The following is a 14681-nucleotide window of genomic DNA, read 5'->3' as shown; positions in this document are numbered from 1 at the left end:
CCTTGTTGGGGCCAGGCTCGGCAGGCCGGCCTCCGACGAGTCCCCCCCGCTACCGCCTCGAGCTCGCCGAAATCCGATCAAGCAGATCGGCCGGCTCCGGCGTCGGGCGGCAGAGTGCTGGTTCCGTTCGCCGGTGTGAGGGGTACGTCAAGGCGCGCCGCGAGGTCGGCATAGGTGATACCGAAGGTTTCGAGCACGGTGGCGCCCTCGGGGCCGACACGGAATGTCGCAAGGTCGGTGTAGACACGGTCGACGCAGCCCAGTCCGGTCAGCGGGTAACTGCACTCCTGCACCAGTTTGGGCGAGCCGTCCTTGGCGAAGAGGGTCATCATGACGAACACCTTCTTGGCGCCGATCGCGAGGTCCATCGCACCCCCGACGGCAGGGATCGCGTCGCGCGCGCCGGTGTGCCAGTTGGCCAGGTCGCCGGCAGCGGAGACCTGGAAGGCGCCGAGCACGCAGATGTCGAGGTGGCCGCCGCGCATCATCGCGAAGGAGTCGGCGTGATGGAAGTAGGCCGCTCCTGGTAGCTCGGTGACCGGGATCTTCCCCGCGTTGGTGAGATCGGGATCCACGTGACCGGGCGTGGCTGCGGGACCCATGTTGAGCATGCCGTTCTCGGTGTGCAGCACCACCCCCGATCCCTCGGGGAGGTGATCGGCGACCAGCGTCGGCTGGCCGATCCCCAGGTTGACGTAGGAGCCGTGCGGGATGTCGCGAGCCACCATGGCGGCTATCTCGTCCTTGCCCAGCGGCCCCCGGTCGGTGTTCTCCACGAGTGAGGTAGTCGCGTTCATGCGGCCACCCCCGCCTGCACGATGCGGTCGACGTAGATGCTCGGCGTCACGACGGCCTCCGGATCGATCGCGCCGATCTCGACGATTTCGCGGACCTGTGCCACGACCGTGGTCGCGGCGGTGGCCATGACCGGTCCGAAGTTGCGGGCGGTCTTGCGGTAGACGAGGTTGCCCATCCGGTCGGCCCTGTGGGCGCCGATCAACGCCACGTCGCCCTTGATGGGGTGCTCCAGGACGTAGGTGCGGCCTTCTATCTCGCGGGTCTCCTTCCCCTCGGCAAGGAGCGTGCCGACGCCCGTGGGCGAGAAGAACGCACCGATGCCGGCGCCGGCCGCGCGCATCCGTTCGGCGAGGGTGCCCTGTGGCACGACCTCGAGCTCGATCCGTCCCTCGCTGTAGAGCCGGTCGAAGACCCAGGAGTCGGACTGGCGGGGGAAGGAGCACACGATCCTGCGCACCCGCCCCTTGGCCAGCAGAGCGGCCAGCCCGGTGTCGCCGTTGCCGGCGTTGTTCGACACCACGGTCAGATCGCCGGCACCCTGCCGGATGAGCGCGTCGATCAACTCGACCGGCATGCCGGCCATGCCGAACCCTCCGACCAGCACTGTCGAGCCGTCCCTGACCCCGGCCACGGCCTCATCGGCATCCGTACACACCTGAACAGTCATCGTGCCTGCTCCGTAACGTTCTCCAGGACGACGGCCAGGGCCTGGCCGACACCGATGCAGATCGCGGCCACGCCCCACCACTCCCCCGACTCGTGCAGCCGCGCGGCGAGGGTGCCGAGGATCCGGCCGCCGGAGGCGCCGAGCGGATGGCCGATCGCGATCGCACCACCCTTGGTGTTCACGATGGCCGGATCGATCTTCCAGGCGTCCACGCAGGCCAACGACTGAACAGCGAAGGCTTCGTTGAGTTCTACTGCCGACACGTCCGACCAGGAGATCCCTGCTCGTCGCAGGGCCCGCTCGGCCGCCTCGACCGGCGCGAACCCGAACATCTGCGGCTCCAGTGCCGACACCCCGCGGCCTGCTATGCGAGCCAGCGGCGCGAGGCCGATGCGCGACGACGCCTCCTCGGAGCCGATGAGCACGGCAGACGCACCGTCGTTCAGTGGCGAGGCGTTGCCGGCTGTGATGACGCCGTCGGGGCGGAACGCCGGCTTGAGGCCGGCCAGCTTCTGCGGCGTCGATCCGGGCCTGATGCCCTCGTCGCGGGAGAGACGGACCTCGCCTTCCAGCACGACGGGAACCACCAGGTCGTCGTAGAAACCCGAGTTCCACGCATCGTCCGCGAGGTTGTGCGAGCGGGCGGCGAACTCGTCCTGCCGTTCCCGGGTGATGGCGAACCGCTCGGCCAGCTGCTCGTTCGCCTCGCCCAGGGAAACCGTCCACTCCTTGGGCATGCGCTCGTTGACCAGTCGCCACCCCAGGGTGGTCGACACGGCGGTCACGTTGCCGGCGGGGAAGGCGCGTGACGGCTTCGGCAGGACCCACGGCGCACGCGTCATCGACTCCACCCCGCCGGTGAGGACGATCTCGGCGTCACCGCTCTCGACGGCACGCGAGCCGATGATCGCCGCGTCGAGCGAGGAGCCGCAGAGCCGGTTGACGGTCGTGGCCGGCACCGACGTCGGCAGACCCGCCAGAAGGACTGCCATCCGGCCGACGTTCCGGTTGTCCTCGCCCGCGCCGTTGGCGTTGCCCCAGACCACGTCGTCGATCAGGGCGGGGTCGAGCGACGGCGCCTTGGCCAGGGCTCCTGAGAGGGCGACGGCGGCGAGGTCGTCGGGCCGGACCTCGGCGAGCGCTCCACCGAACCGCCCGAAGGGCGTTCTCACTGCGGTGTAAACGAAACTGGCAACCATGGGACTCAACGTAGGTTCCGCTATTGATCTCGTCCAATATTCAGTTCAGCTTGATTGATCAGGGAGCCAGATAAGCTGAGGTCATGGAGCTCCGGCATGTCCGCTACTTCCTGGCTCTCGTCGAGGAATGCCACTTCGGCCGCGCCGCCCAGCGCCTGCACGTGGCCCAGTCGGCCCTCTCCCAACAGCTCAAGCAGCTGGAGCGAGAGCTCGGGACGACGCTCTTCACCCGGTCCACGCGGCGGGTGGAGCTCACCGAGGCCGGCCGTCATCTGGTCCCTTATGCCCGGTCGATCCTGGCCGAGGTGGAGCGAGCGGAGGACCAGATGGCACTGCTCGCCACCGGCCGGGCCGGACGCGTGTCCATCGGCTTCGTAGGAACCGCCACATACGATGTTCTGCCGCAGGTCGCCCGTACGGTACGGGCGCAGCTGCCGGGCGTGTCCCTGGAACTGCGCGGTGAGCTGCTGAACCCCGAACTGGTCGAAGGCCTGCTCCAAGGCACCTACGACCTTGCCCTGGTGCGAACCGACCCTCCGGTGGACGCCGCCATCGACGTCACCACCCTCCGGTCCGAACGCCTGGTGGCCGTCCTGCCCACCGGACATCCGCTGGCGGGCCGCCGCGAGATCCCCCTCGCGGCACTCGCCGACGAGCCGATCGTCGTCCATCCGTCCCGTGAACGTTCCTCCATGCACGGCCGGGTCCTCGCAGCGTGCGCCCGTGCCGGCTTCGAACCCTCCGCTCTGGTCGAGGTCGGTGAGACCGCGACTCTGGTCGTGTTCGTCGCCGCAGGTCACGGCGTCGCCTTGGTCCCGGAGTCGGTACAGAGTCTCCGCGTCGACGGCGTGACCTACCTGCCGCTCAGCGAGACCGAAACCGTCGACCTGGGACTGGCACGCCGAGCAGGCCGGAATTCAGCAGCGACGGAACAGGTCGCAGCGCTCATCGAGGCCTGCGTGAGGCACTGAGCAGTGCCGCGACTCGGTTCATCTACGATTCCTGCGCACACGCGCTGGCCCGTCAGATTTGCGAGGAACCTCGCTGTGACTGGCCCGCGCCGCACCGGAAGGCGTGACCCGGGCCGGAGCGGCATCGGCAAAAAAGACCAGGTCAGCCCAGCTTCCTGAACAACCCCTCCTGCACAACGGACACGACCAGTCGCCCCTCGCGGTCGTAAATCCGGCCGCGTGCCAGCCCACGCCCGCCCACCGCGATCGGCGACTCCTGGTCGTACAACAGCCAGTCGTCCGCGCGGAACGGGCGGTGGAACCACATCGCGTGATCCAGCGACGCCATGTCGAAACCACGGTGACCCCACAGCGGCTCCACAGGGAGACGGACGGCATCGAGAAGCGTCATGTCGCTCGCATACGTGAGCGCGCAGGTGTGGACGAGCGGGTCGTCGCCCAGCGGGCCGACCGCGCGCATCCACACGGCGCTGCGGGGTTCGGCCTGCTCGACCTCGTCGGGGGTCCAGCGCAGCCGGTCCACGTAGCGGATGTCGAAGGGCTGCCGCCTGGCCATGCGCTCCAGTGTCTCCGGCAGCGTGCCCAGATGGCTGCGGATCTCGTCGGCGAGCAGCGGCAGCGACTCCGGGTCGGGAACCTTGCGGGCCGGCGGCAGCTGGTGCTCGAAGCTTCCCTCCTCGGGCTTGTGGAAGGAGGCGGTCAGATTGAAGATCGTGCGGCCCTGCTGCACGGCGGTGACCCGACGAGTGGTGAAGGAACGCCCGTCACGGACCCGTTCGACCTCGTACACGATCGGCACGCCGGGGCGGCCCGGGCGCAGGAAGTACGCGTGCAGCGAGTGCACCGGGCGCTCGCCGTCCGTGGTGCGGCCCGCCGCGACCAGGGCCTGGCCGGCGACCTGGCCGCCGAAGACGCGCTGCAGCGACTCCTGCGGGCTGAGGCCGCGGAATATGTTGACCTCGATCTGCTCCAGGTCGAGCAGATCGACGAGCCGCTCCGCTGGGTTCGTCATGTGGTGATCTCTCCTGTGCTCACATTCGGAGGTGCACTCGCCACTCCGGGCTGGAACCGGACCTACAGCTGGCCGACGTCCGTGACACGGACCACGGCGCGGCCCTCCGCGTCCGAGGCCGCAAGGTCGATCTCCGCGCTGATGCCCCAGTCGTGGTCGCCGTTCGGGTCGGCGAAGGCCTGGCGCACGCGCCACAACCTGTTCTCCGGTTCCTGCTCGATCATCAGCAGCTTGGGACCGCGAGCGTCGGGACCGGTGCCGAGGTCGTCGTACTCGTCCCAGTACTTGTCCATGGCCTCGCCCCAGGCGTCCGCGTCCCAGCCCGACTCCCCGTCCAGCTCGCCCAGTTCCTCGACGTCGTCGAGGGCGGCGAGCTCGACCCGGCGGAACATGGCGTTGCGCACGAGCACGCGGAACGCACGCGCGTTGGCGGTGACCGGCTTGACCTGGTCGGCCTTCTCCTGGGCCTCCTCGGCCGTGACCTCCTCGGGGTTGGCGAGCTGTTCCCACTCGTCGAGGAGGCTGGAGTCGACCTGGCGGACCATCTCGCCCAGCCAGGCGATCAGATCCTGGAGGTCCTCGGACTTCAGATCGTCCGGGATGGTGTGGTCGAGGGTCTTGTAGGCGCTGGCGAGGTAGCGCAGCACGATGCCCTCCGTGCGCGCGAGCTCGTAGAGGGAGACGAACTCCGTGAAGGACAGCGCCCGTTCGAACATGTCGCGGATCACGGACTTCGGGGACAGCGGATGGTCGCCGACCCACGGATGGCTCTTGCGGTAGGTGTTGTACGCCTGGAAGAGCAGCTCCTCCAGCGGCTTCGGGTACGAGACGTCCTGGAGCCGCTCCATGCGCTCCTCGTACTCGACACCGTCCGCCTTCATCGCGGCCACGGCCTCGCCACGCGCCTTGTTCTGCTGCGCCGCGAGGATCTGCCGCGGGTCGTCGAGCGTCGACTCGACGACGGACACCATGTCGAGAGCGTAGGAGGGGGATTCCGGGTCGAGGAGTTCGAACGCCGCCAGCGCGAAGGTGGACAGGGGCTGGTTGAGCGCGAAGTCCTGCTGCAGATCCACGGTCAGACGCACGATCCGGCCCTCGGCGTCGGGCTGGTCGAGCTTCTCCACGATGCCGCCGTCCAGCAGCGAGCGGTAGATCGCGATGGCGCGGCGGATGTGCCTGAGCTGCTGCCTGCGCGGCTCGTGGTTGTCCTCCAGTAGACGCCGCATCGCCTCGAAGGCGTTGCCAGGCCGGGCGATCACCGACAGCAGCATCGTGTGCGTGACCCGGAAGCGGGAGGTCAGCGGCTCAGGCTCGGACGCGATCAGCTTGTCGAAGGTGTTCTCCGTCCAGGCGACGAACCCCTCGGGGGCCTTCTTGCGGACCACCTTGCGGCGCTTCTTCGCGTCGTCGCCCGCCTTGGCCAGCGCCTTCTCGTTGTCGATGACGTGCTCGGGCGCCTGGGCCACGACGAAGCCCGCGGTGTCGAAGCCGGCCCGCCCTGCACGCCCGGCGATCTGGTGGAACTCCCGGGCCCGCAGCGTCCGTACCCGGTTGCCGTCGTACTTGGTGAGGGCGGTGAACAGAACGGTACGGATGGGGACGTTCACGCCGACGCCGAGCGTGTCCGTACCGCAGATGACCTTCAGCAGACCCGCCTGCGCCAGCTTCTCCACCAGGCGCCGGTACTTCGGCAGCATGCCCGCATGGTGCACACCGATCCCATGCCGTACGTAACGGGACAGGTTCCGGCCGAACTTGGTGGTGAACCGGAAGTTGCCGATCAGCTCGGCGATCTGGTCCTTCTCCTCGCGCGTGCACATGTTGATGCTCATCAGCGCCTGCGCCCGCTCCACGGCCTGGGCCTGTGTGAAGTGCACGATGTAGACGGGAGCCTGCTTGGTCTCGAGCAGCTCGGTCAGCGTCTCCGTCAGGGGCGTCAGCCGGTACTCGTACGAGAGCGGGACGGGACGGGTCGCTGAGCGGACGACCGCGGTCGGACGGCCGGTGCGGCGCGTGAGGTCCTTCTCGAACATCGAGACGTCGCCGAGCGTCGCCGACATCAGGATGAACTGCGCCTGGGGGAGTTCGAGGATGGGGATCTGCCAGGCCCAGCCGCGGTCGCCCTCCGCGTAGAAGTGGAACTCGTCCATCACGACCTGGCCGATGTCCGCGTGCTTGCCGTCGCGCAGCGCTATGGACGCGAGCACCTCGGCCGTGCAGCAGATCACAGGCGCGTCGGCGTTGACCGAGGCGTCGCCGGTCAGCATGCCCACGTTCTCCGTGCCGAAGAGCTTGCAGAGCTCGAAGAACTTCTCCGACACCAGCGCCTTGATCGGAGCCGTGTAGAAGGTGACCTCGTCGCGCGCGAGAGCCGCGAAGTGGGCGCCCGCTGCGATCATGCTCTTGCCGGACCCGGTCGGCGTCGACACGATCACGTTCGCACCCGAGACGACCTCGATCAGCGCCTCTTCCTGGTGCGGATAGAGCGTGAGGCCGCGTTCCCCGGCCCACGACTCGAAGGCTTCGTAGAGGGCGTCGGGGTCGGCGGTCTGCGGCAGCTGATCGATAAGGGTCACGCCCCCATCTTGCCTGCCTTCCCGCCCGATGAGGGAATCGGTCGCTCGTACGAAGATCGCAAACGCTACGCTGTGGCGCCAACAAAGCGTCAGCGTGTGCGGACAACTCGCCGTGCACGCAAGAGGAACGGGGCGGGATGCAGCCATGATGGGACCGGCACATTCACTGTCAGGGGCTGCGGCCTGGCTAGGGGTGGGCGCAGCAGCGGCCGCCGCCGGGCACACGATGCCCTGGCCGGTCCTGCTCGCCGGGGCGCTGATCTGCGCGGGCGCGGCGCTGGCCCCCGACCTCGATCACAAGGCGGCCACCATTTCGCGGGCTTTCGGCCCCTTGTCACGGTGGCTGTGCGAGATCGTCGACAAGCTGTCGTACGCCGTCTACAAGTCGACCAGGAAGCCGGGCGACCCGCGCCGCTCCGGCGGGCACCGCACGCTCACGCACACCTGGCTGTGGGCGGTACTGATCGGCGCGGGCACCTCGGTCCTCGCGATCACAGGAGGCCGCTGGGCGGTCCTGGTCATCCTCTTCGTACACCTGGTGCTCGCCATCGAGGGCCTGCTGTGGCGGGCTACGCGAGGCTCGAGCGCCGATGTGCTGGTCTGGCTGCTCGCGGCGACCAGCGCCTGGATCCTCGCCGGAGTCCTGGACAAGCCCGGCAACGGTGCGGACTGGCTCTTCACCGCGCCCGGCCAGGAGTACCTGTGGCTCGGACTGCCGATCGTGCTGGGCGCGCTGGTGCACGACATCGGGGACGCCCTGACCGTCTCCGGCTGCCCGATCCTGTGGCCGATACCGATAGGCCGTAAGCGCTGGTATCCGGTGGGCCCGCCCGGACCGATGCGGTTCCGCGCGGGCAGCTGGGTCGAGCTGAGGGTCCTGATGCCGACGTTCATGGTGCTCGGCGGGGTGGGCTGCGCGGCCGCGCTCAACGTCATCTGAGGCCACTCAGCGTCATCCGAGTCATCCGAACGAGGCCGCAGCCCGACCCCCAAGCCACTGGGGGTCGGGCTGCGGTTCTCCGGACGGCTACCGTGCCTCCGGATGGCTACCCGTGCCAGGACCGCCACAGCGCCGCGTACGCACCATCCGCCGCCACCAGCTCGTCGTGGCTGCCGAGCTCGCTGATCTGCCCGTTCTCGACCACCGCGATCACATCCGCGTCATGCGCGGTGTGCAGCCGGTGGGCGATGGCCACCACGGTGCGGCCGTCCAGGACACGGGCCAGCGAACGCTCCAGGTGGCGCGCCGCGCGCGGGTCGAGGAGCGACGTGGCCTCGTCGAGGACCAGCGTGTGCGGATCGGCCAGCACCAGCCGGGCGAGCGCGATCTGCTGCGCCTGCGCCGGGGTGAGCGCCACACCGCCCGAGCCGACCTCGGTGTCCAGGCCGTCGTCGAGCGCACGCGCCCAGTCGTCCGCATCGACCGCGCCGAGCGCTGCCCACAGCTCCGCATCCTCCGCGTCCGTGCGGGCCAGAAGCAGGTTGTCCCTCAGCGAGCCGACGAACACATGGTGCTCCTGGTTGACCAGGGCCACATGGGAGCGCACCTCCTCCGCGGGCATCCGCGACAGCTCAGCGCCGCCGAGCGTGACCTGGCCCTTGCGTGGCCCGTAGATCCCGGCGAGCAGCCGGCCGAGTGTGGACTTGCCGGCGCCGGATGGTCCGACCAGGGCCACGCGGGTGCCGGGTTCGACTGCGAGCGACACCTCGCGCAGCACGTCGACGCCCGGGCGGTATCCGAAGTTCACCTGGTCCGCGCGCACGTCGCGGCCCTTCGGCGCCACGGACGGATCGCCCGCCTCCGGTTCGATGTCGCGCACGCCGACGAGCCGGGCCAGCGACACCTGGGCCACCTGCAGCTCGTCGTACCAGCGCAGGATCAGTCCCACCGGATCGACCAGCATCTGCGCGATGAGCGCGCCCGTCGTCAGCTGCCCCACGCCGATCCACCCCTGGAGGACGAAGACACCGCCGACCATGAGCACCGAGGCGAGCACCGTCACGTGGGTGATGCTGACGACGGGGAAGAGGACCGACCGCAGGTACAGCGTGTACCGCTCCCAGGAGGTCCACTCCTTCACCCGCTGGTCCGACATCGCCACGCGGCGCGCGCCCAGCCGGTGCGCCTCCACGGTGTTGCCCGCGTCGACGGTCTCGGTGAGCGCCGCAGCCACGGCGGCGTAGCCGGCGGCCTCCGAGCGGTACGCGGAGGGGGCCCGCTTGAAGTACCAGCGGCAGCCGACCACCAGCAGCGGCACCGCGAGCAGCACGGCGGGGGCGAGCGGCGGCGCGGTCACGGCGAGGCCGCCGAGCAGCAGCCCGGCCCAGACCACGCCGATCGCCAGCTGCGGCACGGCCTCCCGCATGGCGTTCGCGAGCCGGTCGATGTCCGTGGTGATGCGCGAGAGCAGGTCACCGGTGCCGGCGCGCTCGAGAACCCCCGGCGGCAGTCCGACGGACCGTACGAGGAAGTCCTCACGCAGATCGGCCAGCATCCGCTCGCCGAGCATCGCCCCGCGCAGCCGCACCTGCCGTACGAAGAACGCATTGACGGCCAGTGCGACGGCGAAGAGCGCGGCGGTGCGCTCCAGGTGAAGCTCCCGGGCCTCGTCTGCCACCTTCTCGACGAGCGAGCCGAGCAGATACGGGCCGGCCATCGACGCGATCACGGCGATCGCGTTGACGGTGACGAGCAGCACGAAGGCCCGGCGGTGCCGTCGCAGCAGCTCGCCCACATAGGCGCGTACGGTCGCGGGGGCACCGACCGGCAGGGTGTTCGCCGTCGTCGGGGCCGCCGGATCGTACGCCGGTGGCGCCAGGCCGATCATGCCGTCTCCTCGATCTCTTGCAGTTCGTCCATTTCGTGCAGCGCGTCCAGCCGCGCCGGCTTCTGGTCCACCTGTGGGTGGTCAGGCGCCCGCCCGGCAGCGTCCAGGCCGTCCGCCCTCTCCCGCTCGGCGACCTTCCTCTCCCGTTCTGCGGCCTCGGCGTCGGTCTCCCGGGTCACCACCGCCCGGTACCGGGGCTCGCTGACGAGCAGTTCCCGGTGCACACCGACGGCGGCGACCTCGTCCTCATGGACCAGCACGACCCGGTCGGCGTGGTCCAGGAGCAGCGGGGACGAGGTGAAGACGACCGTGGTGCGGCCCTCCCGCAGCTTGCTGATGCCGTCCGCGATCCGTGCCTCGGTGTGCGAGTCCACCGCGGAGGTCGGCTCGTCCAGGACCAGGGCCTCGGGGTCGGTGATCAGGGACCGGGCCAGGGCGAGCCGCTGGCGCTGCCCGCCCGAGAGGGAGCGTCCCCGTTCGGTGATACGGGCGTCCATCGGGTCGGCCGCGTCCAGCGCCCCCTGGATCAGCGCGTCCAGAACATCCGCGCACTGCGCGGCGGCGAGCGCCGCCTCGGCGCGGACCGCTCCGGACGCCGGTACGTCGAGCAGTTCGCGCAGGGTGCCGGAAAGCAGCACCGGATCCTTGTCCTGGACGAGCACCGCCGTACGGGCGGTGTCCAGCGGCAGCTCGTCCAGGGGCACTCCGCCGAGCAGCACCGACGGCACCTCCGAGGTGTCGACCGGAGCGTGCCCGCCGAGCCGCTGCGCGAGCCGGCCGGCGGCATCCGGGTCGCCGCACACCACGGCGGTGAGCCGCCCGGCGGGCGCGAGCAGCCCGGTCGCCGGGTCGTACAGGTCACCGGACGGCACCTCGCCATCGAGCGAACCGGCCTCCGGCATGACCCGCTCCAGGGACAGCACACGCGCCGCACGCTTCGCGGAGGGGCGCGAGAAGGAGTACGCCATGGCGATCTCCTCGAAGTGCCTCAGCGGATAGGTCAGTAGCCCGACCGCGCTGTACACGGTGACGAGTTCGCCGACGGTGATACGGCCCTCACGGGCCAAGCCGACGCCGTACCAGACGACCGCGATGAGCAGCAGCCCCGGCAGAAGTACCTGAATGGCCGAGATGAGCGACCACATGCGGGCGTTGCGGACGGCTGCGTGACGCACTTCCTGCGAGGCCCGGCGGTAGCGGTCGAGGAAGAGCTCCTCGCCACCGATGCCCCGCAGCACGCGCAGACCCGCGACGGTGTCCGATGCCAGCTCGGTGGCGCGCCCGGCCTTCTCGCGCTGAATGTCGGCGCGGCGCGTGGCACGAGGCAGGAGCGGCAGTACGGCGAGGGCCAGCACGGGCATGCCGACCGCGACGACGACGCCCAGCGCCGGCTGGTACACGACGAGGCCGACACAGACCAGGACGACGGTCAGGGCGGCCGCGGCGAACCGTGACAGTGCCTCGACGAACCAGCCGATCTTCTCGACGTCGCCGGTGGAGACGGCGACGACTTCGCCGGCGGCGACGCGACGGGTGAGCGCGGACCCCAACTGTGCGGTCTTACGGGCCAGCAGCTGCTGTACGCGTGCGGCCGCGGTGATCCAGTTGGTGACCGCGGTCCGGTGCAGCATGGTGTCGCCGAGCGCGATGCCGACGCCGCACACCCCGATCATCGCGCCCGCCAGGGCGAGCCGGGTTCCGGAGCGGTCGACCACGGCCTGCACGGCGTAACCGACGGTGAAGGGAAGTCCGGCGATGGACAGGAAGTGCAGCAGGCCCCACGCCAGTGACTTCAGCTGCCCGCCGAGCTGGTTCCGGCCGAGCCACAGCAGGAACCGGGGGCCCGAACGCGCGTCAGGTACGCCCGGGTCGGAAAACGGAAGGTCTTGAATCTGCATGACGTCCCAGGGCTCGCAAAGGGGATGAAGGGTTCAGAAAAACGGAAGGTGGGTGCCGCGGGGGGCGGGAGCAAACCGTGAAAGGTTCCCGTCCGGCCGTGCCGCGAGGCAAACGGTTTTTCGCCGCAGGGCAAAGAATCGGCCCGCATACGAGCGCGGATGCTGGGGCGGGGCACGACAGTGCGACAGGTGGTGGGACCATGGAGCGCATGCGTGGAGCTGGTGCGGTACGAACGGCGGTTGCGGGAGCGGCCTGCGGTGTTCTTCTCATGTCTCTGACGTCATGCGGCAGCCCGGGTGACGGAGGGAGCGCACAGAAGGACGACGCGACCCCCGGACAGGCGCAGCGCGCCGACACGCGTGCCGTCGGCCTCAAGCGCATCCCCCACGTGGGGGACCGGCTGCAGTCGCAGATACCCGCGAAGTCCAGCCAGGTCGTCGCGGTTTACGGGAAGGGCAAGGACTCGGCGGAGTCGACCGTCGTTCTCTACACGAAGCACGGCACCACCTGGGACAGGACCCGGAGCTGGCCCGCGCACAACGGCAAGAAGGGCTGGACCACCGACCATCACGAGGGCGACAAGCGCAGCCCGGTCGGCGTCTTCACGCTCACCGACGCCGGCGGCGTCCTGCCGGACCCCGGCGCAAAGCTCCCCTACACCGAGTCCGCCTCCTTCCAGGCCCCGCACTACTGGGCCAAGTCGCACTGGCACGACTTCGACTACGTCATAGCCATCGACTACAACCGCGTCAAAGGCACCTCGCCCAGCGACCCGACGCGGCCCGAGGGCCAGTCGAAGGGCGGCAGCATCTGGCTGCACATGGACCACGGCAGCGGTACGTCGGCCTGCGTCAGCCTGTCCAAGTCGGGCATGAAGTACCTGCTGCGCACGCTCGACCCGGAACAGCACCCCGTCGTCGTGATGGGCGACAAGGCGGAGCTCAAGGCATAGAACCGCGATCCGGCCGCCCGTCCCGAGCCGGGCGTCAGTAGTAGTGTCGCAGGGACGGCCACAAAGACGACCACGGTTTCACCGTGCCCGAGCAGAGCACGACCGCGGCATGCTGCTCCTCGTTGTCGACGCCGTGCCCGTTGTCGACGCGCGCGACCTGACGGCACCCCGTGAAGTGTCGTTCCACGGCGTGGTTGTCCGCCTGCCGGACCAGCAGCACCGGCCCGTCGGCGGAGTCGGGCGGCGGGCCCCAGTCGGCGTAGCTCATATGGCCCGAGTACGGGCGGGGGAGTCCGCGTGAGGGGCCGTAGCGGTCGAGCGCGCCCGCCTCGCCGTAGTTCTGCGTGAAGATCACGGCGTCGGCGCGGTCCCCGGCGGGGATGGCGGACCAGCCCTCGCGTACGGCGTCGGCCAGGGCGCGCCAGCCGATCTGTTCGCCCTGCTCCTTGTTCATCGCCATGGGTACGGCAAGGGCGCTCGGCGGCAGCACGGGCAGGGTGACCATCGCGTTGATGGCGGCCGTCAGTACGACCGCCGCCGCGAGCAGCCACCGCCGGGCGCGGCGACGGCCGCGCCGCAGCCAGCCGAGCAGCGGCTCGCACCCGGCCGCGAGCAGGACGATGAGTAGCGGAATCGTGTAGTACGCCTTGCCGCCGATCACCAGCACGACGAGGCACAGCAGCGGATAGGCCACCGCGATCGGACGGGCCCAGCGCAGCGCCGGGTCCCGCCACAGCCGCAGCCATCCCGCGATCCATACCGGCACGAACAGCGGGGAAATGTAGACGAGTTGCTGGGGGACGAAGAGTGTCCGGTTCTCGGCGCCGTCGTCGGTGCTGATCCCGCTGGCGACGGTGAGCTGCGGCCAGTCGTGTGCGGCCTGCCACCACACCGTGGGCATCGCCAGGACCAGTGCGACCAGAGCGCCCGCCCATGGCCACCAACCGCGCAGCACCTGCCGCGGCCCCACGGCGACGATCGCCACCAGGAGCACCACGACGAGCAGCCCCACAAGATATTTGTTCTGCAGCCCGATCCCGGTGGCCGCACCGACGGCGAGCCACCAGCGGCCGTCCCCGGTACGCAGCAACCGCAGTGTCAGCCAGCAGAGGACCAGCCAGGCGAGCAGGTCGAACGTGGCCGTCGACACCATGTGGCCGACGGCGAGCAGCTGAGCGCCCAGCGCCGCAAGACCTGCGGCAAGGGCCTGTGCTCGACGGCCGCCGCCCAACTCCCGTGCCACCAGCGCCACCACGACCACCGTGACGGCGAAGGCCAGTGTCGAGGCGACGCGCAGCCCCGACGGGCTGTCACCGAAAGCGGCCCGGGCCGCCCGCGCCACCAGGGGCGTCAGCGGCGGCTGGTCCACGTATCCCCATGCCGGATGATCGCCTGCGGCAAGGAAGTACAACTCATCGCGGTGGTAGCCGTACCGACCGGACAGCGATGTCAGGACCGCGGCGAATACGGCGGCCAGGGCCAGTACGGGTGCGGCGGCGAAGGGCGGCAGTTCCCGTGGCCCACTCCTGGCCGCACGGTCGACCGGCGCCTCTGGCTGGGTCACGTCCATCGCACGCTCCGCCTTCCCCCAGGCCCGGCCGTACGTGTCGCAATTACGTGTCGCAATGGGGTCGAAGCACCCGGCTGGAGCGTACTGACTCCACCAGAGCCCGGTCGAGGCCCGTGCCGGACAGAGGGCGTACTGAGGCGTGAATCCCCCGTCGGCCGGAACTTCACTGACACAGCATCACATCAGGGGCGCTTCCAGGGTTTACACCG

Annotated in this window: 11 protein-coding genes; 3 read left to right on the top strand and 8 right to left on the bottom strand. The window is 69.9% G+C overall.

All coding sequences use genetic code 11. The annotated features are described in order from the left end of the window. Window positions 1-77: 77 nt before the first annotated feature. Genes ACSMXV_RS04805 through ACSMXV_RS04795 form a run of 3 tightly spaced genes read right to left on the bottom strand, consistent with a single transcriptional unit; the run spans window position 78 to window position 2664 of the window. Entirely contained in the window at window positions 78-797 is a 720-nt protein-coding gene (locus ACSMXV_RS04805) for a 3-oxoacid CoA-transferase subunit B (protein WP_473176455.1), read from the bottom strand. Beyond that, on the bottom strand, window positions 794-1465 hold the full coding sequence (locus ACSMXV_RS04800; RefSeq protein WP_473176454.1) for a 3-oxoacid CoA-transferase subunit A: 672 nt from the start codon (window positions 1463-1465) through the stop codon (window positions 794-796). Before ACSMXV_RS04800 ends, ACSMXV_RS04805 begins: the two co-directional genes overlap by 4 nt. Next, entirely contained in the window at window positions 1462-2664 is a 1203-nt protein-coding gene (locus ACSMXV_RS04795; RefSeq protein WP_473176453.1) for a thiolase family protein, read from the bottom strand. Before ACSMXV_RS04795 ends, ACSMXV_RS04800 begins: the two co-directional genes overlap by 4 nt. An 83-nt stretch (window positions 2665-2747) precedes the next feature. Between ACSMXV_RS04795 and ACSMXV_RS04790 the strand changes: the two genes are divergently transcribed. Beyond that, complete coding sequence (locus ACSMXV_RS04790; RefSeq protein WP_473176452.1) at window positions 2748-3635, top strand: LysR family transcriptional regulator; 888 nt, start codon at window positions 2748-2750, stop codon at window positions 3633-3635. Between the two features lie 142 nt (window positions 3636-3777). Here the strand turns inward: ACSMXV_RS04790 and ACSMXV_RS04785 are convergent, their stop codons facing one another. Both ACSMXV_RS04785 and ACSMXV_RS04780 read right to left on the bottom strand, forming a co-directional pair. Beyond that, window positions 3778-4647 carry an acyl-CoA thioesterase gene (locus ACSMXV_RS04785; RefSeq protein WP_473176451.1) on the bottom strand — a complete coding sequence of 290 codons (870 nt, stop codon included), beginning with the start codon at window positions 4645-4647 and terminating at the stop codon, window positions 3778-3780. Between the two features lie 62 nt (window positions 4648-4709). Beyond that, on the bottom strand, window positions 4710-7223 hold the full coding sequence (locus ACSMXV_RS04780) for a DEAD/DEAH box helicase (protein WP_473176450.1): 2514 nt from the start codon (window positions 7221-7223) through the stop codon (window positions 4710-4712). A 145-nt stretch (window positions 7224-7368) separates the two neighbouring features. Here ACSMXV_RS04780 and ACSMXV_RS04775 point away from each other — a divergent pair, with 145 nt between their 5' ends. Next, window positions 7369-8163, top strand: a complete 795-nt coding sequence (locus ACSMXV_RS04775; RefSeq protein WP_181656805.1) for a metal-dependent hydrolase — start codon at window positions 7369-7371, stop codon at window positions 8161-8163. Window positions 8164-8269: 106 nt separating this feature from the next. Here the strand turns inward: ACSMXV_RS04775 and ACSMXV_RS04770 are convergent, their stop codons facing one another. Together ACSMXV_RS04770 and ACSMXV_RS04765 are read right to left on the bottom strand one after the other, a co-directional pair. After that, window positions 8270-10051, bottom strand: coding sequence for an ABC transporter ATP-binding protein (locus ACSMXV_RS04770; protein WP_473176449.1), 1782 nt, complete (start codon window positions 10049-10051; stop codon window positions 8270-8272). Continuing rightward, window positions 10048-11949 carry an ABC transporter transmembrane domain-containing protein gene (locus ACSMXV_RS04765; RefSeq protein WP_473176448.1) on the bottom strand — a complete coding sequence of 634 codons (1902 nt, stop codon included), beginning with the start codon at window positions 11947-11949 and terminating at the stop codon, window positions 10048-10050. The genes ACSMXV_RS04770 and ACSMXV_RS04765 overlap by 4 nt, the downstream gene beginning before the upstream one ends. A 209-nt stretch (window positions 11950-12158) precedes the next feature. Here ACSMXV_RS04765 and ACSMXV_RS04760 point away from each other — a divergent pair, with 209 nt between their 5' ends. Further along, a complete protein-coding gene (locus tag ACSMXV_RS04760; RefSeq protein ID WP_473176447.1) occupies window positions 12159-12902 on the top strand; it encodes a hypothetical protein in 744 nt (247 codons plus the stop codon). A gap of 34 nt (window positions 12903-12936) precedes the next feature. Here ACSMXV_RS04760 and ACSMXV_RS04755 read toward each other — a convergent pair whose 3' ends face one another. Beyond that, window positions 12937-14472 (bottom strand): ArnT family glycosyltransferase, encoded by a 1536-nt coding sequence (locus tag ACSMXV_RS04755; RefSeq protein WP_473176446.1) that lies wholly within the window; start codon window positions 14470-14472, stop codon window positions 12937-12939. Between the last annotated feature and the right edge of the window lie 209 nt (window positions 14473-14681).

It is taken from the genome of Streptomyces sp. DSM 42067 (assembly GCF_055792885.1).
This window is presented reverse-complemented; position numbering and strand designations above follow the sequence as displayed.